The following is a 21,906-nucleotide window of genomic DNA, read 5'->3' as shown; positions in this document are numbered from 1 at the left end:
GTCCTTATTGTGCCAACCGGAAGGCGGTGAGATCGCCGTCGGTGTTTTGTACCAGCAAAATGCCGTCGACCACCTGCGGCTGCGCCAGCAGCGTATCGCGTCCGGCACGTGCGCGCGCAGCCAGTGCGCCGTCGCTGAGTTTCAGCCAGTGCAGATAGCCCTTGTAGTCGCCAACCACGGCGTAATCGCCCTGGATGGCCACACCGGTCAGCGAACGGCGTGCCAACGCAGCCTGCAACCACATCGCCGCACCGCTGCTCTTGTCCAGCCCCCACACCGATCCAGCATTGTCGGACACCACCACGACGGCCGACGACACACCGACGCCACCGGCGCCGCCGTGATCGCGCGTCCACAGCGGACGGCCGCTCGGGCCTTCCAGCGCGAGGGTTTCGTTCTTGAAGCTGGTCGCGTACAGCGTGGTGCCATCCAGCACCGGCGCACCATCCACATCGGACATACGCTCCAGCTCGGTACGGCCTTCCGGCACGCCGATGGCCTGCTCCCACAACGGGCGACCGTCCTGCAGCGCCAGCGCACTCAAGGTGCCGCTGTCGTTACCGACGAACACCACGCCCGGGCCGGTCACGATCGGCGCATTGCCGCGGACGGACAGGGTCGGGCCTTCTTCGGCATGGAACCAGCGACGCTCGCCGGTTGCCGCATCAAACGCAGTCACGCGACCGTCGTTGCTACGCACCAGCACCAGATTCTGTGCAATGGCCGGCGCAGCGATCACTTCGTTCGGCACCTTGGCCCGCCATTTTTCAGTGCCGTCGGCCTGGTTCAAGGCGATCACATCGCCGGACAGGCTACCGATCACCACCAGGCCCTCGCCCACACCGGGACCACCGGACAGGCGCTGCTTGAACTTGCGGTCGTTACGCTCTTCTTTCTTGGGCTTGTATTCCCACACGCGCTTGCCGGTCTGCAGGTCGAGTGCCTCCACGCCACCGGTGATCGCCGCTGCATACACCTTGCCATCGGCCACGGCCGGGCGCTGACGGACACCGATATGCCCTTCACCCTTGCCCACACCGGCAGACCAGATCTTCTCGACCTTGACCGACTGCTCGAACTTCACCAGCTCGGCAGGTTCCTGCGCCTTCTTGGCAGCAGCGTCCTTCCCGGCGAACCAGCCCTTCACGGTGCTGCAGCCAGCCAGCGACAGACCCATCACGGCAATCAACGCAACGCGCTTATACATATCAACCTGCTTCATCAAATCTGCTCCGCCGGATCGGGCACCTTGCCGCCCACATCCATCAGCTTGGTTTCCAGCAACCGGCGCTGCGGCGAAGCCACATCCACCGTGGTCAGGGCGCGGGTGTACAGCGCACGCGCCTCATCCGGCTTGCCCTGCGCGACCAATGCATCGGCGCGAATCTCCAGGCTGGCGTGGTCCTGCGCGTCGGCCAGCAGCTTGATCGCTTCGTCGGGCTTGCCGCTTTCGGTCAGTACGCGCGCCAGGCGCTGCTGCACGATCTGCTTGAGCTCGCCTTCGGCGGGCACGTCGCGCAAGGTCTTGATCGCTTCGGCATTCTTGCCGGCATCGACCTGGGCCTTGGCCAGCCGCAGCGCCGCCAGCTCGGCATAAATACCGCCCTTGCCGTCGTCCAGTGCCACGATGTCCTTGGCGGCCTTGTCCAGGTCCTTGGCCTGAATCGACTTCACCACCGCCTCGTAGCGGCCATTGGCCTCGACCAATGCGGTATTGGTGCGCGTCTGCCACCACTGCCAGCCCAGGATCAGTGCCAGACCAAGCAGGACACCGCCCACCAGACCTGCGCCATTCTTTCTCAACCAGGAACGAACGCGTTCGCCTTGTTCGTGTTCGTCCAGCAGATCGTCGATCGCCATGCGTACTCTCGCTCCGTCATCCCGGAGGCACGGAACATCAAAAGGGATAAATGAAAAACCGCAGTCCGCTTCACTCGGAAGCAGGTACCACGGAGCCGTCGGAGGATACCGCAAAACGGGCCACGTTAGCGCGCTGGAACGGTTTCACGTCGACGATACTGCCGCCTTGCTGAACCTGTACCGCCGAGGCATTACCGAGCACGATGCGCCCCACCTGACCGGGCGAATACGTGCGTTGTTCACCGGCACGTATCAGGGCTTTTTCCACCGCACTGCCATCCGGTGCCAAAATCTGCACCCAGCTGTCGCCGCTGAAACTCAGCGACAAACTGCCGCCGAGAGCAGCTGCCGCCGCAGGCGCCTTGGCGTCGGCGGTCGCACGCGGCACCGGGGTCATCGACGCGATATACGGCGCCGGCTGCTCGCGCGGCGCGGCGGCCGGCTGCGTTGCCGGAGTACCTGGCGCAGCGGACTTTGCAGCCTCCGGCATGCTGTCCAAGGACACCGTGCTAGGCGCCTTGCCATCCAGATGCGAGCGCGTTGCGTACCAGACCGGCACCGCAAACACGCCGGTGATGACCACGTACATGGCCTTGCGCGCGGTGCTTTCGAGAATGCGCCGCGCACGCGGCGTATGCGTGTGACTGACCAGCTTGACCGGCTCGATCGGCGCAATGGTGGCCTGCTGCAACAGCGGCTCCAGATCGACCTGCAACAAGCGCGCATAGCTGCGCAGCTGCCCGCGTACGAACACCGGCGCGCCCAGCCGCTGCCAGTCCTCCTGCTCCAACGCGTGCACCACATGGGCCGGCATGCGCAGCTTGCCGGCCACCTCGTCCACGCTCAGACCTGCTGCCTCGCGCGCTTCGCGCAAATGCTGTCCGCAGCCCTTTTCCTGCTCGAAAAGGTTCGGATTGGAATCACTGATCACAATGCATTGGCCCCGGGAGTAGCGGTCGCTGCGTCAGGGAATTCCTTGACCAACCGCTGTTGGTAACGGCCGGCAGCTACCTTGTCGCCTAGCCCTTGCTCAATCTGAATGGCGAGTTGTAACACGGAAGCAGTTGCCGGTGCAGCCGCAAGGCGGCGTTCGATAAAAGCGCGGGCTTCGAAATAATTGCGGCGCCCGGCTTCCAGACGTGCCATCGATTCGAGCGCATACGGATTATTCGGGTCGAGATCGAGCGCTTTGCGCAGATCGCCCGCTGCTCGCTCAGGCTGTCCTGCCTTGAGCGCGCAACCGCCGGCATTGCCCAAGGCAGACGCAGGCGAGGCATACGTCCGGTCGGCCAGCGCACGATCGAACCATGTCAACGCTTCGGCGGGCGAGCCATTCGCGCACAACCAGGCGCCATAGTTATTCAGCACGTCGCCGCGTTGCGGTGCGAGTTCTGCGGCCTGCCGGTACGACGCCCCGGCCGCCGCCGTATCGCCCCTGGCGCCCTGAATCAGCGCCAGCAGGCCGATGGCATCCACCGACTGCGCGTCTTTTTTCAAGGCGGCGCGCACTTGCTCTTCGGCACTGGCGTAATCGCCGGTCTGCAGCCGATTGCGTGCCAGGCCTAATTTTTCCTGGACAGCCAAGCGATTCTTGGTGGCTTTGTCGTCGCGGAACGAGTACACCGGCGCGACTTCCTCCACACTCTTGGCCGAGCCGGCCTTGGCATTGCGACCACCGCAGCCAACCGCGCTCAGCGCGATCGCCACGGCCGCCATTAACGCGAGTTCACGCTGCCGCATCTCGATCGGCCTGCCCTTCCAATGTGCGGCGGAACTCCGCCTGGCGACGGGTACGGTCCATGACCTGCCCCTTGAGCTGCCCGCATGCGGCGTCGATGTCGTCGCCACGGGTGCGGCGAACCATCGTCAACACCTGCGCATCGAGCAGGATCTTCTGGAACGCGCGAATCTCGGTCTCGCCCGAGCGCTCATAGCGCGTTCCAGGAAATGGATTGAACGGAATCAGATTGACCTTGCCGGCGTCCTTGGACTGCACGGCGTTGTCGAACTGCCGCATCAACCTGGCCAACTGGCGCGCATGCTCCGGCTGGTCGTTGATGCCTTTCATCAAGGTGTATTCGAAGGTCACCGAATCGCGTTTCTTGCTGCCGCGCAGGTAACGCGCGCACGACTCCATCAGCTCGGCGATCGGGTATTTCTTGTTCAACGGCACCAGGCTCTCGCGCAGCGTGTCGTTGGCGGCATGCAGCGAGACCGCCAGCGACACGTCGCTTTCGGTGGAGAGCCGGTCGATCATCGGCACCAGGCCGGAGGTCGACAGCGTGACCCGCTTGCTGGCCAGCCCGTAGCCAAGATCGTCGCGCATCACGCTCATCGCGCGCACGACGTTATCGAAATTCATCAGCGGCTCGCCCATGCCCATCATCACCACATTGGTGAGACGGCGCTGCTGGTGCGGCACATTGCCCAGATGGCGCGCCGCCACCCACACCTGGCCGATGATTTCGGCGGTGGTGAGGTTGCGGTTGAAGCCCTGGGTCGCGGTCGAACAAAAGGTGCAGTTCAAGCCGCAGCCGACCTGGGAGGACACGCACAGCGTGCCGCGGCCCTTGTCGGGGATATACACGGTTTCGATGGCGTTCTTGCCGTCGGCGCCCATGGCCAACAGCCATTTGTGGGTGCCATCGGCCGAAGGCTTGTCGAACACCACGTTCGGGACGAGGACCTCGGCATGCTGGTGCAACTTCGCACGCAGCGCCTTGCCGAGGTCCGTCATCTGGTCGAAATCGGTGACGTAGCGATGGTGGATCCACTTCATCACCTGATGGGCACGGTAACGCGCCTCGCCGAGCGTGTCGGCGAAGAAGCGCTCCAGACCCTCGCGATCGAGATCGAGCAGGTTCTGCTTGCGCGACTCCGGGGGACGGACGGAGCCGTCCTGCAGCACGGAAGGGATCACGACCTCATTCACAATTCGACTCACTCGGCCTCAGCGCGAGACCACTTCGGTGGCAGCAAAGAAATACGCGACTTCGTTGGCAGCGTTCTCGACCGAATCCGAGCCGTGGGCGGCATTGGCATCGATCGAATCGGCGAAGTCGGCGCGGATGGTGCCCGGCGCAGCGTCCTTGGGATTGGTCGCGCCCAGCAGGTCACGGTGTGCGGCAACGGCGTTCTCGCCTTCCAGCGCCTGGATCATCACCGGGCCGGAGATCATGAACTCGACCAGCGCGTTGAAGAACGGACGCTCGCGGTGAACAGCGTAAAAGCCTTCGGCTTCACGGCGCGACAGCTGCTTGTACTTGGCGGCCACGACCTTCAGGCCAGCCTTTTCGAAGCGGCTGTAGATTTCGCCGATGACGTTCTTGGCAACGGCGTCGGGCTTGATGATGGACAGGGTGCGCTCCAGCGCCATGGGAAGTTCTCCGTTGGGCGGGCCACTGAAGGCCCGAGGTTATCATGAAAAAAACCCGCGACAAAACGCGGGCTTAGGCTTCTTTGCGATGGTCAATTCTATCTCGTCAACGCTACGTTTGCACACCGCCCCCTGAATCGTGCTGCGTTGCGACATGACCTGCCCGCAGGCGAGCCCGTAGACTCAAACAATCGTTTGATTGAGTCCTGTCTTCACGCATGCCCAAGCCCGCCCACTTCTCCACCAAGGACCGCATTCTCGGTGCGGCCGAGGAGCTGTTCGCCCAGCACGGGTTCGCCGGCACGTCGCTGCGCCAGCTCACCACGCAGGCCGACGTCAATATCGCCGCGGTCAACTATCACTTCGGCTCCAAGGAAAACCTGGTCAACGAGGTGTTCCGCCGGCGCATGGACGAGATGACCGCCGCGCGCCTGCAGCAGCTGGAAATGGCGAAGAAGTCCCAGCCCGGCGAGCTCACGGCCGTGCTCGCTGCCTTCGTCGAGCCGGCGTTGGCCATGGCGCAGGACCGCCAGAACGGCGGCGCGTTCGTACGCGTGATTGCGCGCGCTTACGCGGAAAAGAACGACAACCTGCGCAAGTTCCTGTCCGACCACTACGGACATGTGCTGCGCGAATTCGGCAAGGCCATCGCCGGCTGCGTGCCGGGCCTGAGCAAGGAAGAGCTGTATTGGCGGCTGGACTTCCTGGCCGGCGCACTGACCTATGCCATGGCCGATTTCGGGCTCATCAAGCGGCCTGCGGGCGTCAGCGAGGCCGACCATCGTGCGCGCGCGGCGCGCGAACTCATCCGTTTCGCGGAACCCGGGTTCCGCGCTCATTCCACACCGTAAACGTTCCACAAGAGGCCTATCGCTATGTCCAACCCGTTGCTAGTCCGTCGTGCCGCCGTGCTCGGTGCCGGCGTCATGGGTGCGCAGATCGCCGCGCACCTCACCAATGCCGGTGTCGACACCGTGTTGTTCGACCTGCCCGCCAAGGAAGGCCCGGCAGACGGCATCGTACTCAAGGCGATCGCCAATCTCGGCAAGCTGAGCCCCGCCCCGCTCGCCAGCAAGGCGCTGGCCGAGGCGATCACGCCCGCCAATTACGAGAGCGGCCTGGAACAACTGCGCGATTGCGATCTGATCATCGAAGCGATCGCCGAGCGCATGGACTGGAAGCAGGACCTGTACAAGAAGATCGCCCCGTTCGTGGCCGATCATGCCGTGCTGGCCTCCAACACCTCCGGCCTGGGCATCAACAAGCTCTCCGACGTGCTGCCCGAGCAGTTGCGCCACCGCTTTTGCGGCGTGCATTTCTTCAATCCGCCGCGCTACATGCACCTGGCCGAGCTGATCCCGGCCAAGGGCACCGACAAGGCGGTACTGGAAGGCCTGGAAGCCTTCCTGGTGACCACGCTCGGCAAGGGCGTGGTGTATGCGAAGGACACCCCGAACTTCATCGGCAACCGCATCGGCGTGTTCTCGATTCTGTCCACCATCCACCACACGCAGGAATTCGGCCTGGGCTTCGACGAAGTCGATGCGCTGACCGGCCCGCTGGTGGGTCGCCCAAAGTCGGCCACCTATCGCACCTCCGATGTGGTCGGCCTGGACACCATGGCGCACGTCATCAAGACCATGGGCGACACCCTGCCCGACGACCCGTGGCATCAGTATTTCAAGTCGCCGAAGTGGCTGGATGCGCTGATCGGCAAGGGCGCGCTGGGCCAGAAGGTCGGTGCCGGCATCTTCCGCAAGGTCGGCAAGGACATCGTGGTGGTCGACCTGGAGAAGCAGGACTATCGCCCGGCCGATCGTAGCGCCGCGCCGGAAGTGGTCGAGATCCTCAAGATCAAGAACCCGGCCGAAAAATTCGCCAAGCTGCGCGAAAGCCAGCACCCGCAGGCGCAGTTCCTGTGGGCCAGCTTCCGCGACCTGTTCCACTACAGCGCCTACCACCTGGCCGATATCGCCGAGACCGCACGCGACGTGGATCTGGCGATCCGCTGGGGCTACGGCTGGTCGCTGGGTCCGTTCGAGACCTGGCAGGCCGCTGGCTGGAAGCAGGTGGCGCAGTGGATTGCCGAAGACATCTCCAACGGCAAGAGCATGAGCAGCGCGCCACTACCGAACTGGGTGTTCGACGGTCGCGATGGCGTGCATGGCGCCGAAGGCTCGTACAGCCCGGCGCGCGACGCCAAGCTGCCACGCTCGTCGCTGCCGGTGTACAAGCGCCAGCGCTTCCCCGATCCGTTGCTGGGCGAGCAGTTCTCGCCGGGCGAAACCGTGTTCGAAAATGACGGTGTGCGCATGTGGCACGACGGCGACGACATCGCCGTGGTCAGTTTCAAGACCAAGATGAACACCGTCTCCGACCACGTGCTCAATGGCCTGCAGGAAGTGGTTGGCCGCGCCGAGAAAGACTTCGCCGGTCTGGTGATCTGGCAGCAGAAGGAGCCCTTCTCCGCCGGTGCCGATCTGGCCGGCGCGCTTGGCCTGCTGCAGGCCGGCAAGGTCGATGCGTTCGAAGCATTGGTCGCCAATTTCCAGGCCACCAGCCAGCGCATCAAGTACGCGCAGGTGCCGGTGATCTCGGCCGTGCGTGGCCTGGCGCTGGGCGGCGGCTGCGAATTCCAGATGCACAGCGCCAAGACAGTGGCCTCGCTGGAGAGCTACATCGGCCTGGTCGAAGCCGGCGTCGGCCTGCTGCCGGCCGGTGGTGGCCTGAAGGAAATTGCGGTGCGTGCCTCGATCGCCGCAGGTCCGGGCGGCGACGTGTTCGCCGAGCTGAAGAAGACCTTCGAGACCGTGGCAATGGCCAAGGTCTCCAACTCGGCCGTCAATGCCAAGGAACTGGGCCTGCTGCGTGCCACCGACAAGGTGGTGTTCAACAGCTACGAGAGTCTGCACATCGCCAAGGCCGAAGCGCGCGCGCTGGCCGAGGGCGGCTACCGCGCCCCGCTGCCGGCACGCCGCATCCAGGTCGCCGGCGACGTCGGCATCGCCACCTTCAAGATGCTGCTGGTCAACATGCTGGAAGGCCGCTTCATCAGCGAATACGACTACGAAATCGCCAGCCGCATCGCCACGGTGATGTGCGGCGGCGAAGTCGATCGCGGCGCACTGGTCGACGAGGAATGGCTGCTCAAGCTGGAGCGCAAGCACTTCGTCGAACTGGCCCAGCAGGAAAAGACCCAGGCGCGGATTGGGCACATGCTCAAGACGGGTAAGCCACTCAGGAACTGAGAGTCGGGATTGGGGATTGGGGATTCGCAACAGCGGGTCCCCGCCCTCCAACTTTCTCGCTTCCACCAAATTCATCCGCCGGGCAGGAACATTCGGGCACGCGGATTCGCTTTGACGAATCCCAAATCCCGAATCCCGAATCCCGGCTATCGGAGATAGCCATGAGCAAGCAGATTCAAGAAGCCTACATCGTTGCCGCCACGCGTACGCCGGTGGGCAAGGCGCCGAAGGGCGTGTTCCGCAATACCCGACCCGACGACATGCTGGCGCATGTGCTGCGCGCCGTGGTCGCGCAGGCGCCGGGCATCGATACCTCGCGCATCGACGACGCCATCATCGGCTGCGCCATGCCCGAAGGCGAGCAAGGCATGAACGTGGCGCGCATCGGCGTGCTGCTGGCGGGCCTGCCCAATTCGGTGGCCGGTCAGACCATCAACCGCTTCTGTTCGTCCGGTATCCAGGCCATCGCCATGGCCGCCGACCAGATCCGGCTGGGCAATGCCGACCTGATGCTGGCCGGCGGTACCGAGTCGATGTCGATGGTGCCGATGATGGGCAACAAGGTGGCGATGTCGCCAAGCGTGTTCGCCGACGACCATGTGGCCATTGCCTATGGCATGGGCATCACTGCCGAGAAGGTCGCAGAAGAGTGGAAGGTGTCGCGCGAAGACCAGGACGCTTTTGCGCTGGCCTCCCATCAAAAGGCGATCGCCGCAATTGCCGCCGGCGAGTTCCGCGACGAAATCACTCCGTACGAAATCCATTCGCACCAGCCCGATCTGGCAGGCAACGTCATCGCGCTGCGCAAGCGCCTGGTCGACACCGACGAAGGCCCGCGTCCGGATAGCTCGCTCGAGGGCCTGGCCAAGTTGCGCCCGGTGTTCCGCAACGGCCAGTTCGGCGGCAGCGTCACCGCCGGTAATTCTTCGCAGATGAGCGATGGCGCCGGTGCCGTGCTGCTGGCCTCCGAGCAGGCGATCAAGGATTACGGCCTCACACCGCTTGCGCGTTTTGTCAGCTTCTCGGTAGCCGGCGTGCGCCCGGAAGTCATGGGCATTGGACCGATCGCCGCCATTCCCAAGGCGCTCAAGCAGGCCGGGCTGACCAAAGATCAACTCGACTGGATCGAGCTCAACGAAGCCTTCGCCGCACAGGCGTTGGCCGTGATCCGCGACAGCGAACTGGATCCATCCAAGGTCAATCCGCTGGGTGGCGCAATCGCCCTTGGCCACCCGCTGGGCGCCACCGGCGCGATCCGTGCCGCCACGCTGGTGCATGGCCTGCGCCGTCGTCAGCAGAAGTACGGCATGGTCACCATGTGCATCGGTACCGGCATGGGCGCTGCGGGCATCATCGAAGCGCTGTGAAGCGCGTTGGAGCGCCGGGTCGGCCTTCCGGGTCGATCTGGTGTTTCCATCTGTGTCATCCATCCGCGGAGATCAGGTGTTAAGGATCACATCGCCATGCTGTGCCCAAAAGGGCGTGCGCAAGCACGCCCTTTCCTTTCTCGGTCAATGCGGTCTTGCCAAAGTCGCGGCGCTCCAACGCACATCCCCCGCGTGCCCAGTGAAACGCTGAGCGTTGCGTTCTGATGCATCGGTCATGTCGCTGCGGCCTGAAGCCGTCGATCCAGCTGTCGCAATAGGTACGCCGCAGATACCGCTAGCAAACGGCGACGCTCAGCGCGCCACCAACCATTGACCGGTCCGCGCCCCTGCAACGACCAGCGCCAGTCCAGCCAGCAAGGTCACCGCCAGATAGATGCCAATCATCGTCGAGCGGTCGGTGCGCGCAAACACCAGGCACTCCATCATCAGCGACGAAAACGTGGTCAGCCCACCGATCACGCCGACGATCAACAGGGCCCGCAGCGGCCAGCTCGAGGGCCCGCGTGCATCCAGCCAGACCAGCAACACGCCGGCCACGAACGACCCGAGCAGGTTCACCGTCAGCGTTCCCCAAGGGAAGCCGGTACCGAAGCGCTGGATCAACGAGGCACCGATCGCAAAACGCAAGCCCGATCCCAGTGCACCACCGGTCATTGCCAACAACAGCTGTTGCCACCACACCGGTGCGTTCATACGCGCACCCCGCGACCAGAGCGTGTGTTCGAAAAAAAAGTGTGCGACATCGGCGTCATCCTTTGTGAGTCAAAAGCGATGCCGGGGCACAGGCCTGCCGCCCCGGCGGGGTGGGCAGGCATCATCAGCGCGCAGGGTGCGTGCGGTTCGAGGAGGAATGCCATCTCCTGTGCGGCCGATTATGCCGTGGGCTTGCCGGCCTTGTCAGCCCGTGCCAGCGCGCGCGCCTCGCGCAGCCGATCGAGCTTTTCCTTCAGCTTGATCTCCATCCCGCGCGGCACCGGGTTGTAGTACACGCGCTCGCCCATCGCATCCGGGAACCCGGTCTGATCCAGCGCGATGCCGCCCTCGGCATCATGGTCGTACTGGTAATCCTGGCCATAGCCCAGCGTCTTCATCAGCTTGGTCGGCGCGTTGCGCAGATGCAGCGGCACCTCCTGCGTGCCGGTGGCGCGCACGTCGGCCTTGGCCTGGTTGAAGGCCGCGTAGCCGGCGTTGGATTTGGCAGTGCTGGCCAGGTACAGCACCAGCTGTGCGAATGCCAACTCGCCTTCCGGGCTGCCGAGGCGCTCGTAGATGTCCCAGGCTTCCAGCGCCATGCTCTGCGCGCGCGGATCGGCCAGGCCAATATCCTCGATCGCCATGCGGGTCAACCGACGCGCCAGATACGCAGGGTCGCACCCGCCATCGAGCATGCGCGTCAGCCAGTACAGCGCTGCATCCGGGTTGGAACTGCGTACGGACTTATGCAACGCCGAAATCTGGTCGTAGAACTGCTCGCCGTTCTTGTCGAAGCGGCGCGTACGGTCGGCCAGCACCTGCAGCAACGTCTGCGGCGTAATCTCGCCACCCTCGCCTGTCGCCAGTTCTGCGGCAATTTCCAACAGCGTCAGCGCCCGACGCACATCGCCGTCGGCGGCGCTGGCGATTTCCAGCAGCGACGCTTCGCTGACCTGGATCGTCTCTGCCCCCAAGCCGCGCTCGGCATCGCGCAAGGCACGCTGCAAGGCTTCGACAATATCCTGCGGCGACACGCCTTCCAGCACATGCACGCGGCAGCGCGACAACAGCGCTGAATTCAACTCGAAGGACGGGTTTTCAGTGGTCGCACCGACGAACAGAATCGTGCCGCGTTCGATATGCGGCAAGAACGCATCCTGCTGGGCCTTGTTGAAGCGATGCACCTCATCGACGAACAACACGGTGCGGCGGCCACCGGCAAAACGCTGCGCCGCCTCTGCCAGCACCTGCCGCACTTCCGGCAAGCCGGAGAGTACGGCCGAGATCGCCTTGAATTCGGCGTCTGCGTAATGCGCGAGCAACAAGGCCAATGTGGTCTTGCCGCATCCCGGCGGGCCCCACAGGATCATGGAGTGCACGCGGCCGGATTCCACCGCGCGCCGCAGGGCGCTGTCGGGAGCCAGCAATCGCTTCTGGCCCACCATCTCGTCAAGCGTGCGCGGCCGCATCCGCTCTGCCAAGGGCCCCATGGCGCTGCGATCGACGTGCAGCAGATCGGGTGTGATCGAGTCGGGACGTTTGGCTTTGCTCACCCCTTCATTCTACCGCCTGCGCCTGATGGACGTTCCACAACGCAGTGTTCGGCCATCGCTGGCACGCCGACGTTCTCTTTCCAAGCGACCACTTCGCGCAGGTGCAACGCATCGACTGCGTAGCGCAATACTGTTACTGAGTAACGAGTGACCGCAATCGCCTGCCGGCATTCCGCATCGGCCACGAGCTGCGCAAGCGCAAGCGGCAGGTTCAGCGCACGGATTCCACCATGCCTCGCATTCCGCTTCGCCCCTCCGTCATCGCCGCTTGCCTTCCAGGCATGGCCGAGACCATCGCGCATCCATCCAAGCCTTCTGCGCGGCGGCAGACGCACAACAAATTGGCGACTCCGGACCCATGCGCGTTCGAGGCGGAACTGATCCAGGCACAGGAAGATCCGCTGGGTTGGTCCGCGACGCTACTTGAGCAAGCAAGACAGCCAAGCGTCGTCGATCCCGGACTGAAGGCCGCTCCCAAACGCAAACACGCCCTCCCGCGTCCCTGCAGGAAGGCCGCAGAACGCTTGGGGCTCAGTAGCGGTTCGCCAGAACCACATACGAGCCTGCTGCGCTATTCCTCGGTGCAGTACGCGCGGGACACACCAGCCGGCCCATCGGATCGCAACGCCGATGCCCCCCGTGATCTGCGAGCAGCCCCGCTGCTGTCCAATGCCACCCAGCATCTCAATGAGGCCCTGATCGCCCGCCTGGAACAATCCAACAACGATCTGGCCGCACGCATCTGGCGGCGTCGCCAGGACGAGCTGAGCTACGCGCATGCACAAACGCTACAGGCTGCACGCGAGCAGTTGGCCCTGAGAGCCCGGCGCGCCGCCAACCTGAGCGACAGCATCAACGCGCTGACGCGCGAACGTGCCGAACTGCTGCAACAGCTGCATGGATGCAATGCGCAGACTGATGCAGTGGCGGCCGCGATCCACGATCTCGAGTCGGACATCCTCTCCGCACGCGCCGCATTGAACGCGCTACCGCACGATCAGCCGTCGCGAGGTTTCGCAGCGCACGCGGGCCCATCCTCGGCCGACGCGCAGCAGGGCGTTGATCGCTTACAGCTGCAGCGCGCCTGCACTCGGCTCGAGCACGCAGTGCGGCAGGCGCGCGCACGCGGCGATGCGTTGGCCAAAGCGGTCTTTTTCGGCCGCGGCTCGGCACAGGCAGCACAAGCAGAGCAAGCACTTGCGGAAGCTAACGCGGAAATCGATCGATTGCGAAGCGCGTATGCGCAAGCACGCGATGCGTTGCAGTCGGATCAAGCAGGCAACTCTGCCAACAGGCCGGCGTCGCGCACGCTCGGCTCGCACCTTGCTGCAGAGCGAAACCGAGAAGTCGAGGCACTGCGCACACGACTGGGACGCAACGAGAACATGCTGACCCTGCAACGCACGCATGCCGAGCGCTGTCGGCGGCATGCGCGGCGCCTACAGCAGCGCCTCGACCAGGTCGAGGCAAAACTGCAGCAGGCGCGGCATTCGTCGCGGATCAACACCGAGGAGGTGTGGCAGCACGAACAGACGGTCAACGCGCTGGAAGCTGCGAACGGCGACATGCAGCGCGTGGCGGAACATGCAGCCGCGCAGCCGCCGGCCGATGAGGCCCGGCCCGTCGCTGCCGAGATCGTCGCCGACACCATGGACGCACTGCTCGAGGTCCTGCCCGGCTTTCGCGAGGAAACCATCGACCCCGTGAGTCGACAGGTTCTGCGCGCCTGGGCTGACGCTCTGCATGGCCGCAGCGCTGCGTTCGGGAGCGACGCCTTGCAGCCGGTCGACGCGTTGCGCATCGCCCTGCAGGCATTGGCGATCGCCAGCGAAGGCGATGCCGCCGCAGCGGCCGACGTGCTGCGACGCCTGGGCGTGGTGCGATTGCGTGAGCTGATTCCGCGGCCACAGGTCTCCATCGCTGCCGAGGCGGCCCAGCCAATGGAGACCGTCACCGCCTGCGTCGGCCTGTTGGCCAGCGTTCCGCGGGGCATGCAGGTTCTTTCGCACATGCTGCGCGAAGAAGCCACGCCCCCCTCCAGGGAATGGTTGGAGGCGGCGCAGGTCCACCTGCGTGCCAGCCACCGGCTTGCACTGATGCCGGACGCAGAACAGGCTGAACGCAGCTGGCTGGGCGATGCGCAGATGGGAGCGCGCCATGCCGTGCATGGAGACTCGCCGCTGCAGGGCCTGCAGTCTGCAACCGATGCCCAGCGCAGCGCATTTCACGCATTCCGCAATGGCTACGAAACCACCAGGGCAGGTTCACCCTATGCGCGCGTCAACGCATGCCTGCAGATGTTTGCGCAATGGGCGGTCGCAGGCAGTGGACGGCGCGGCAGGCGCGCCCTCAATCCCTTCAACGCACTTGAGCTGGGAATGAAGGTCGGCGCCTCCGAAGCGCTTCCCACCGCCGTGCGGCGTGCCAACGACGCTTTTCGCGAAGCGGCCGGCCACCTGACCAGCTGGCTCGTCGCGCGCCGCCAGATCCAGCTGGCTGGCGGGCGAATGCCGTCGCAGGACGAGCTGGCAATGCAGGCGCTGTTGGAATACGTGCAATGGCTCCCACACGAGCAGAACGCAACCGACCTGACCTTCACCGCCAAGGTGCTGGGCACGATCGAACGGCGTGCCCAGGAGCTTCAGCGCTCGGTGGCTGCCTCCGTGAACGAGACCGACGACCTGCAGCCGGCGGCGTGCCATCCGGCCATCGCATCCGCATGGGGTGCATTACGCGCCGGCCGCATGCGTCTGCCCGAAACGCTGCGTCTGATCCAGCGTGGCCTGCTCGACCACGCCGGACAGCCGAGCGACCTGCCGGTCGGTGCAGCGACCCTGGATGAAGAACTGGCGTCGGACGCGCGCACCCACTTTCATCAGGCCATCGGTCATGCAAGTCGCCTTCTGCACGAGGGCGACACCTCCCGCGTCAGATCGCCACGTGCGCTGTTCGAATGCCTGCGCAACCTGATGGAACGGCTGGAATGGCGCGACAAGCTGCGTCTTACCGAGCAACGGGTGATCGGACTCAATACGACGCCGCTGTCGGCCGCACTTGCGATCATCCCCAGCGGCCTGGGACTGAAACTCTCCGCGGGCGGCCAGACCAGTTCCGATCGCTCGGTGGAGATTTACATGGGGCGGACCGGGTTGTCGCTGCAGATCGGGCGGCAGAAGGCGCGGCAGTTCAACGCCAGTACCGGCATTAGCGCGGGCGTGCTGCTGCCGGGCACCGAACACGCACCGGTGGGTATCACGGGCGCAGCCGAATGGCGCATGAAAAAGGAATCGGGCATCGAGCATGGCGTGCAAATCCGCGTACCACGACGGGGCAAGGGCCAGGAGCTGGAGCAGCGCGCGCAATTCCTGGCCATGTTCGAACACTTGCTGCAACTGGCCGAGCAATCCGGCGACGATGCAGGCCAGTTGAGCGAGCGCGACTTCCTGGGGGAGCTGCTGGCGCACCACCCCAGCATCACCGTTGGCTTGATCGGCCATGCCGAACGCAATACTTCGGCCACCGAATCCAGCCTCAGCGTCGCTGCCGGCGTGCGCGTGGGAAACATGGATGGCCAACCGCGTCGCGCCACCCTCGGCGCGTCGCTCGGCGTGAAAGCCCGGCGCGAAACCTCCCGGTCGCAGACGCCGATCGAAGGCTACATGACCATGGTGCTGAAGGATTCGAGCGCGCAATCCAGGGTAGAGATCGCAGGGCGCGCATCGGCCAGTGTCGTCGCCCGGCAGTGGACGCACCCCGGCACCGGCAATGCGCCGCCCACAGCAGTGGCGCGGCTGTCCATGGCCACGCTTGATCTCGGCTACAGCAGGGAACTGCGCTCGGCCGGCAGCACGACGTTCTCCACCTTGTGGATGTTCAACAACGAAATCGATCCCGTGCGCACCGATCGTGGCTTCGAATTTTTCAACTTCGCCTCATTCGAACGCGAAGTGAAGCGCAACTGGCAGTTATGGACCCACTACGGAATCTCCAAACTGCAGGGCAAGGTCGATGACCAGCGGCTCTATATGGTGGCCGAGCGCCAATTGCAGGACTTCATCGACCGGGTCCGCCTCCACATGCAAGACAACAAGTTCGCCTCGCTGATCGTGGACTGGGTGTTGCAGGCAGAGGCTGCACCACGCCTGGACGCGCTGCGCGCGCAGGCCCAGCTATTGCGGGTCGCCGGATGCGAAGCGCAAGCGGCAGAAGCCGATCGCGCGTTCGATGAGCTCATCAGCCACCCAAGCATTTGGGAACCGACCATTTTGATCCTGCGCGAAAAGGGCAAACGCCAGCGCGAACGTGGCCTCGATTTCTTCATCAAACGCCAGACCAACCAGGCAGCGGAGGCGAGTCGGACGGTTGGTCAGTGGATCCCGTACGAGCCAGTCCCGTAGCGTGGTGGCATCGCTCCTGTGCGGGTGCATCTGTCAGGTCACGACAACTGCTGCGCGCTCGCAGGCACAGCCGCTCGCTGCGCCATGCGTTCATCCCGAGAGCCCCGCAGACGCTTTACTGCGCGTCGCCCACCACATCCACGCCCTTGGCCGGCGTATAGCGGAAGGTGTCTGCAGCAAACGCCGGGTTGCGCTTCCAGCCGCTAAAGCTGATCGCGGTGCGTTGGCCGACTGCGTCCACCACTTCCATCCTGGCCAGGCCCTCCTTGCCGAACCCCAGCGAGGCGATCTGGAAGCTGGCGTCGGTGTCCACCTTGGGCGTCAGCGACAACCATTGCAGGCCGTCGCGTGGCGCGGCTTCTTCGCTGACATCGTACTTCTTGTCCAGAAGCGCCGGGTCGATCAATGCAACCAGCGGGCTGTTCTGTTCTTCGCTGCCCTGTGCGCGCACGGTGACCTGCTCCAGATCCGGATCCAATACCCAGACCTTCTTGCCGTCGGCCACGATCAGCTGCTTATAGGGCTTGGCGTATTCCCAACGGAACTGACGCGGTGTCGCCAGTGCGACCCGCCCGCTCGAAGTTTCCTTGACCCGGCCGTTCGCGTCGGTCACCCGCTGACTGAACTGCCCATCCAGTCCCTTCAACCCTCGCGTGAAGGTGTCCAGCTCCTGGCGCGCACCGGCAAACGCGGTACTGGCGAACAGAGCAGTGGCAAGGACGGCATAACGGAGCTGGCGATGCATCGCGGTCTTCCAGAAGGACATGCGTAGATTCTGATACTTCATAGATGAATGGGCGAGCGCTATCGCACGGCATGTTCAGATGGCGGCGTGTGCGCGGCAATCCGCCTCATCGTGCCGTCTGCACCCTGGACAGATCGCCATAGACAATCTGCCCGCGAAACCCGCGCCGCACCTGTTGGTAGAGCTCGCGAAACGCACGGTAATCCTGCGGCTGGCACAACGCCTGTGGCCCGCGCACGGCGGCACGCTGCAGGCGATGCACGGCGGTGACCGTCTGCCCCTGCCGTGTCCACTCAACCACGTATTCGCCGGCGGCATTGCGAAAGGTGCTGCTGCGCGGAATGGCGATGATCGGCACCGTCTCGGGAAAGCTCACCACGTAGGTTTCTTCGCGCACGCTGTCGTTGCAGTAAAACGGGGTCAGATTGTTTTCGGCCGAGGTGGTGGTGTAGATGGCGCGCGTTGACTCGGCACCTGGCATATCCGGCAAGGTCATGCCGCCGACCACCGAGAAATCCACCGCGTCCTTGGCCTGGAAGGTGTAGCGGTAGTTGAACGGTGCATCCAGATCCAGCGGGTCGCCCTGAATCAGCAGATCGCCGGTGCCGTCGAAACCGGACTGGGCAAGGATCGACTCTTCGATCCGGTTGCGATTCTGCGCATTGAGCTGCACGAACATCGCGCGCAAGCCCACTTCGCCGGTCTGCCCGCTGTCGAGCGTGGTGGTGCCCTGCAGATCGCCTTGCGGCGTGAACCGGTATTCGGTGCGGGCGACATAGCGATTGACCTTGCGGTCGTTCGGCGGCGTCTGCGTGACCTTGCCATCGCGCGTATGCACCACCGGCGCGCCGAGATCGCCGGCCGGCAACTGGCCGAAGCGTGCGTAGGGGTTGGTCGAGTCCACGTACAGATCGAATGCGGGAATGTAGGTGATGGCGTGGTTGAAGCGGCCCAGCACCGGGATCTGCGGCAAGATCGGGCCGCCCTCTGCCCCAATCAGCACCGGTGTGCTGGCAATCCCCTTGGCGGCAAGCAGGGCCTCCAGAATCACGGTGTGGTCTTTGCAATCGCCGTAATGGTTGGCCAGGATGCTCTCGGCGCTGTTGGGTTCCAGCCCGCCATTGCCCAGATACACCGCCACATAGCGGATGTTGCGCGCCACCCACGCATACAGCGCGGCAGCCTGCGCGCGCGGGGCATCGATACCGCGGGTGACCTCATCGGCCAGCGCCTGGATCGCCGGCGTCACCGCCGCAGCGCGCCCGCCTTTGACGTGGTACGCCAGGCCCATCTGCGACCAGCTGTCGAAGGTGCTGGCCATCAAGGTGGGGCTGAACTCCCAGGTCGCAGCGCTCCAGTTCTGGTTCTTCATCGGCGCGGTGCGCTGGTAGCGCCACTCCCAGCGTGCCTGGTCGCCGCGCACCACCGGCTTGGTGCTGCCCTGCAGCCCGCGTGCAGAAAGATGCATCGGCAGCCCCTTCGGCGCGACCAACGTAATCACCGCATCGTCGTACTGCGCGAAGACGCTGAAGGTCTCCCACAGGCTGAAGTAACCGGGGAAATACGGCGTGTTCTGTGCCCGCCGCACGCGGTACACAATGCGCGCGCCCGGCGCCAGATTCGGGAACACCACCACTTTCACCTTGCGGTCGGCATACATCGCTGCCGAGGCGCTGGAATAGCTTTCCTGGGTATAGATCTTGTCGGCCGCCACGTCCTGGCGCAGCCCTTCGGCCGTGACGGTATACGCCTGCAGCACATCGAGCGTTTCCATCTTCTCGCTATAGCTCAGCCGGACCTGGCTGAACTGCTCCACGGCCGACTTGGTCTTGAGCAGGATCTCGTATTCGTCGGTTTCGACGCTGCTGGCGTCGGCGCGCACCTCGTAGTCGGCGCGGTAGCGCACGAAACTGTAATTGGTGTCGGCCTGCGTGCGCGTTGCAGCACTGGCAGTGGGCGCGGGCCGTTGCTGTGCCTGGGCAAGCAGCGGGAGATAGAGGAGCAGCACGAACACTAACGAGGGACGATGCAACATGGGTCTCGATCACGGCGGGCCGGAGCGGCCCTCACCCACAGGGTAGCCGTTGTGCCGGGCAATGACAGGCACGGGCTTCCAACAATGCGGCATTGCTGCAGGCGCCCGATCGGAAGCTGCACATAAAACGCGCCACGACATCGCCGGCGCCTACTTCGGCGGCGGCGGTGCCAGCACGGTACGGTCGCCATTGTGCTCGGGCGGGCTGACGACGCCGGCCGCCTCCATCGCTTCGATCAGACGCGCGGCACGGTTGTAGCCGATCTTCAAACGCCGCTGCACGCCGGAAATCGACGCACGCCGGGTCTCGGTGACGATGCGCAAGGCTTCGTCGTACAAGGGATCCGATTCGTCGCCGCCACCGCCGCTGCTTTCCGGCAAGCCGGTGGCACCGACCACGGTGCCATCGCCCATGGTCTGCACTTCGTCCAGCACGCCCTCGACGTAGGACACCGGCCCGCTGGCCTTGAGATGCTCGACCACGCGATGCACTTCCTCGTCGCTGACGAAAGCCCCGTGCACGCGATCCGGCAGCGCGGTGCCGGGCGGCAGGTACAGCATGTCGCCGTTGCCCAGCAGCGCCTCGGCGCCGGACTGGTCCAGGATGGTGCGCGAGTCGATCTTGGAGCTGACCTGAAACGCCACGCGGGTGGGGATATTGGCCTTGATCAGGCCGGTGATCACGTCCACCGATGGCCGCTGCGTGGCCAGGATCAAGTGGATGCCGGCCGCACGCGCCTTCTGCGCCAGGCGCGCGATGAGCTCTTCGACCTTCTTGCCGACGATCATCATCATGTCGGCGAATTCGTCGATGAAGATCACGATGAACGGCAGCGTCTCCAGCGGCCGCGGCGCTTCGCCCAGCTCCGGGTTCGGCTTGAACAGCGGGTCCATCATCGGCTGGCCGGCGTCGATGGCGTCCTTGACCTTCTTGTTGAAGCCGGCCAGGTTGCGCACGCCCACCGCGCTCATCAGCTTGTAGCGGCGCTCCATCTCGGCCACGCACCAGCGCAGGCCGTTGGCGGCCTCCTTCATGTCGGTGACCACCGGCGCCAGCAGGTGCGGGATGCCTTGGTAGACGCTCAATTCGAGCATCTTCGGATCGATCATCAGCATCCGCAGTTCCTTGTGCGAGGCCTTGAACAGCAGGCTGAGCACCATCGCATTGACCGCCACCGACTTGCCCGAGCCGGTCGTACCGGCGACCAGCAAATGCGGCATGCGCGCCAGGTCGGCCACGGTCGGGCGCCCGGCAATATCCTTGCCAAGGGCCAGCGTCAGCGGGCTGGCCGACTTGTCGTATTCCTTGGAGCGCAGCAATTCGGAGAGGAAGATCATCTCCCGGCTGACATTGGGAATTTCCAGGCCGATCACCGATTTGCCCGGAATCACGTCCACCACGCGCACCGATTTCACCGACAACCCGCGCGCGATGTCCTTGTCCAGCGAGCTGATCTGGCTGACCTTGACGCCCGGCGCCGGCTCGATCTCGAAGCGGGTGATCACCGGGCCCGGATAGGCCCCGACCACCTGCGCCTCGATGCGGAAGTCCTTGAGCTTGAACTCGATCTGGCGCGACAGCGTTTCCAGCGTCTCTTCCGAATAGCCCTTGGTCTGCGGCTTGGGGTCGTCCAGCAGCGCCAGCGGCGGCAGGTCCGAGCCGTCGGTGCTGACGCCCTGGAACATCGGAATCTGGGTGTCGCGCTTGGCGCGCTCGCTCTTTTCCACCACCGGCGCCGGCGGCGGCTCGATCTTGACCGGCTCGCGCTTGGCCTGCTTGACCGCATCGACCTTGCGCACTTCCTCGCGTTCTTCGCGCATCACCCGGGTCTGCTGCCACTCGGTGGCCTGATGGGTCTTGCGCTGCATCAGCGGCCCCAGCGCCAGCACCCACTTGCCGATGCGCTCCATCACCGCAAACCACGACAAGCCGGTCGCCAGGGTGATCGACACCAGCAGCAGCACCAACACGAACAAGTTCGCGCCCAAGGCACCGAAGCCGGAACTGAGCGAGCCGGCGACCAACTTGCCCAGGATGCCGCCGGCCTCGGCCACCTCGCCCTGGAACAGGCGCAGGTGCAGGAAGCCGGTCGAGGAAATCAGGAACCCCACCATCCCAACCAGGCGCAGCGCCGGCCCCAGGTCGCTTTGGCTCTGCTCCTCGCGCTCGCCGATCAAGGCGATCCAGGCGACCGCTCCCAACAGCACCGGCAGCAGGAAGGCCACATACCCGAACAGCTGCAGCAGCACGTCGGCCGCCAGGGCGCCGAATCGGCCGCCCATGTTATGGATCGGCGCAACCAGATTGCCGGTGCGCGACCAACCCGGATCGGTCGCCGAGTAAGTGAACAGGCTGGCCAGCAGATACAGCAGCAACGGCGCCACCGCGATCAAGGCCAGATCGCGCCAGAGCTTCTGCCGCCGCGGATTGTCCGCCACCGCCGTCTTGCGCGACGACGGTTTGCCCTCTGCGGGCTTGCTGCTGCGTTCGGGAACCTGCTTTGCCACCTGTAGCCAGACCTTAGAAAAATGCTGTTAGTGTTTGATAATAAACGACTGAAGCCACGGTTTCAGCAGTTGCATGCGCCCTGGCCATCCAGCCAGGCGCCGC

General features: G+C 64.6%; 16 protein-coding genes and 1 riboswitch. Of the genes, 4 read left to right on the top strand and 12 right to left on the bottom strand.

The window, feature by feature from the left end:
* Positions 1-4 precede the first annotated feature (4 nt).
* The 6 genes from bamB to ndk all read right to left on the bottom strand — a co-directional run bounded on the left by bamB (position 5) and on the right by ndk (position 5,236).
* Positions 5-1,222, bottom strand: a complete 1,218-nt coding sequence (gene bamB, locus ACCQ16_RS10290; protein WP_372380332.1) for an outer membrane protein assembly factor BamB — start codon at positions 1,220-1,222, stop codon at positions 5-7.
* Complete coding sequence (locus ACCQ16_RS10285; RefSeq protein ID WP_008575358.1) at positions 1,222-1,860, bottom strand: YfgM family protein; 639 nt, start codon at positions 1,858-1,860, stop codon at positions 1,222-1,224. The genes bamB and ACCQ16_RS10285 overlap by 1 nt, the downstream gene beginning before the upstream one ends.
* Before the next feature lie 70 nt (positions 1,861-1,930).
* Positions 1,931-2,791 (bottom strand): RodZ domain-containing protein, encoded by an 861-nt coding sequence (locus tag ACCQ16_RS10280; RefSeq protein WP_014090149.1) that lies wholly within the window; start codon positions 2,789-2,791, stop codon positions 1,931-1,933.
* Positions 2,788-3,576, bottom strand: a complete 789-nt coding sequence (pilW, locus tag ACCQ16_RS10275) for a type IV pilus biogenesis/stability protein PilW (protein ID WP_011347312.1) — start codon at positions 3,574-3,576, stop codon at positions 2,788-2,790. Before pilW ends, ACCQ16_RS10280 begins: the two co-directional genes overlap by 4 nt.
* 10 nt (positions 3,577-3,586) lie before the next feature.
* Complete coding sequence (gene rlmN, locus ACCQ16_RS10270) at positions 3,587-4,792, bottom strand: dual-specificity RNA methyltransferase RlmN (RefSeq protein ID WP_029819384.1); 1,206 nt, start codon at positions 4,790-4,792, stop codon at positions 3,587-3,589.
* An 18-nt stretch (positions 4,793-4,810) separates the two neighbouring features.
* The gene (ndk, locus tag ACCQ16_RS10265) at positions 4,811-5,236 is read right to left on the bottom strand and encodes a nucleoside-diphosphate kinase (protein WP_002812972.1); all 426 of its coding nucleotides are present in this window, start codon (positions 5,234-5,236) and stop codon (positions 4,811-4,813) included.
* 218 nt (positions 5,237-5,454) lie between these two features.
* Here ndk and ACCQ16_RS10260 point away from each other — a divergent pair, with 218 nt between their 5' ends.
* From ACCQ16_RS10260 to ACCQ16_RS10250, 3 genes are all read left to right on the top strand, one after another.
* The gene (locus tag ACCQ16_RS10260) at positions 5,455-6,087 is read left to right on the top strand and encodes a TetR/AcrR family transcriptional regulator (protein WP_277573099.1); all 633 of its coding nucleotides are present in this window, start codon (positions 5,455-5,457) and stop codon (positions 6,085-6,087) included.
* 24 nt (positions 6,088-6,111) lie between these two features.
* Entirely contained in the window at positions 6,112-8,484 is a 2,373-nt protein-coding gene (locus ACCQ16_RS10255; protein ID WP_014090146.1) for a 3-hydroxyacyl-CoA dehydrogenase/enoyl-CoA hydratase family protein, read from the top strand.
* Positions 8,485-8,645: 161 nt separating this feature from the next.
* Positions 8,646-9,851 carry an acetyl-CoA C-acyltransferase gene (locus tag ACCQ16_RS10250; RefSeq protein ID WP_011347309.1) on the top strand — a complete coding sequence of 402 codons (1,206 nt, stop codon included), beginning with the start codon at positions 8,646-8,648 and terminating at the stop codon, positions 9,849-9,851.
* 312 nt (positions 9,852-10,163) lie between these two features.
* Here ACCQ16_RS10250 and crcB read toward each other — a convergent pair whose 3' ends face one another.
* From crcB to ACCQ16_RS10235, 3 genes are all read right to left on the bottom strand, one after another.
* Positions 10,164-10,565 (bottom strand): fluoride efflux transporter CrcB, encoded by a 402-nt coding sequence (crcB, locus tag ACCQ16_RS10245; RefSeq protein WP_008575332.1) that lies wholly within the window; start codon positions 10,563-10,565, stop codon positions 10,164-10,166.
* 108 nt (positions 10,566-10,673) lie between these two features.
* A riboswitch (Fluoride riboswitch) is annotated at positions 10,674-10,742 on the bottom strand.
* Positions 10,743-10,744: 2 nt separating this feature from the next.
* The gene (locus tag ACCQ16_RS10240) at positions 10,745-12,118 is read right to left on the bottom strand and encodes a replication-associated recombination protein A (RefSeq protein WP_031422595.1); all 1,374 of its coding nucleotides are present in this window, start codon (positions 12,116-12,118) and stop codon (positions 10,745-10,747) included.
* Positions 12,115-12,420, bottom strand: coding sequence for a hypothetical protein (locus tag ACCQ16_RS10235; protein ID WP_223648267.1), 306 nt, complete (start codon positions 12,418-12,420; stop codon positions 12,115-12,117). The genes ACCQ16_RS10240 and ACCQ16_RS10235 overlap by 4 nt, the downstream gene beginning before the upstream one ends.
* On the opposite strand from ACCQ16_RS10235, the gene xopZ reads away from it, so the two are divergent.
* Positions 12,349-16,515 carry a XopZ family type III secretion system effector gene (xopZ, locus tag ACCQ16_RS10230; RefSeq protein ID WP_277573100.1) on the top strand — a complete coding sequence of 1,389 codons (4,167 nt, stop codon included), beginning with the start codon at positions 12,349-12,351 and terminating at the stop codon, positions 16,513-16,515. The genes ACCQ16_RS10235 and xopZ overlap by 72 nt on opposite strands.
* 115 nt (positions 16,516-16,630) lie before the next feature.
* Here the strand turns inward: xopZ and lolA are convergent, their stop codons facing one another.
* From lolA to ACCQ16_RS10215, 3 genes are all read right to left on the bottom strand, one after another.
* Positions 16,631-17,302, bottom strand: coding sequence for an outer membrane lipoprotein periplasmic chaperone LolA (gene lolA, locus ACCQ16_RS10225; protein ID WP_008575326.1), 672 nt, complete (start codon positions 17,300-17,302; stop codon positions 16,631-16,633).
* A 64-nt stretch (positions 17,303-17,366) separates the two neighbouring features.
* Complete coding sequence (locus tag ACCQ16_RS10220; protein ID WP_277573101.1) at positions 17,367-19,295, bottom strand: DUF3857 domain-containing transglutaminase family protein; 1,929 nt, start codon at positions 19,293-19,295, stop codon at positions 17,367-17,369.
* Positions 19,296-19,445: 150 nt separating this feature from the next.
* The gene (locus tag ACCQ16_RS10215) at positions 19,446-21,803 is read right to left on the bottom strand and encodes a DNA translocase FtsK (RefSeq protein WP_031422589.1); all 2,358 of its coding nucleotides are present in this window, start codon (positions 21,801-21,803) and stop codon (positions 19,446-19,448) included.
* Positions 21,804-21,906 lie beyond the last annotated feature (103 nt).

Source organism: Xanthomonas sp. NCPPB 1062 (genome assembly GCF_041481705.2).
Lineage (GTDB): Bacteria > Pseudomonadota > Gammaproteobacteria > Xanthomonadales > Xanthomonadaceae > Xanthomonas > Xanthomonas euvesicatoria.
This window is presented reverse-complemented; position numbering and strand designations above follow the sequence as displayed.

Excerpts from the sequence above, each read along its gene's own strand:
- xopZ (WP_277573100.1), top strand. The coding sequence starts at position 12,349 with ATGCCTCGCATTCCGCTTCGCCCCTCCGTCATCGCCGCTTGCCTTCCA.
- ACCQ16_RS10285 (WP_008575358.1), bottom strand. The coding sequence starts at position 1,860 with ATGGCGATCGACGATCTGCTGGACGAACACGAACAAGGCGAACGCGTT.
- ACCQ16_RS10255 (WP_014090146.1), top strand. The coding sequence starts at position 6,112 with ATGTCCAACCCGTTGCTAGTCCGTCGTGCCGCCGTGCTCGGTGCCGGC.
- pilW (WP_011347312.1), bottom strand. The coding sequence starts at position 3,576 with ATGGCGGCCGTGGCGATCGCGCTGAGCGCGGTTGGCTGCGGTGGTCGC.
- crcB (WP_008575332.1), bottom strand. The coding sequence starts at position 10,565 with ATGAACGCACCGGTGTGGTGGCAACAGCTGTTGTTGGCAATGACCGGT.
- ACCQ16_RS10235 (WP_223648267.1), bottom strand. The coding sequence starts at position 12,420 with ATGCGCGATGGTCTCGGCCATGCCTGGAAGGCAAGCGGCGATGACGGA.
- bamB (WP_372380332.1), bottom strand. The coding sequence starts at position 1,222 with ATGAAGCAGGTTGATATGTATAAGCGCGTTGCGTTGATTGCCGTGATG.
- ACCQ16_RS10250 (WP_011347309.1), top strand. The coding sequence starts at position 8,646 with ATGAGCAAGCAGATTCAAGAAGCCTACATCGTTGCCGCCACGCGTACG.
- lolA (WP_008575326.1), bottom strand. The coding sequence starts at position 17,302 with ATGAAGTATCAGAATCTACGCATGTCCTTCTGGAAGACCGCGATGCAT.
- ACCQ16_RS10260 (WP_277573099.1), top strand. The coding sequence starts at position 5,455 with ATGCCCAAGCCCGCCCACTTCTCCACCAAGGACCGCATTCTCGGTGCG.
- ndk (WP_002812972.1), bottom strand. The coding sequence starts at position 5,236 with ATGGCGCTGGAGCGCACCCTGTCCATCATCAAGCCCGACGCCGTTGCC.
- ACCQ16_RS10220 (WP_277573101.1), bottom strand. The coding sequence starts at position 19,295 with ATGTTGCATCGTCCCTCGTTAGTGTTCGTGCTGCTCCTCTATCTCCCG.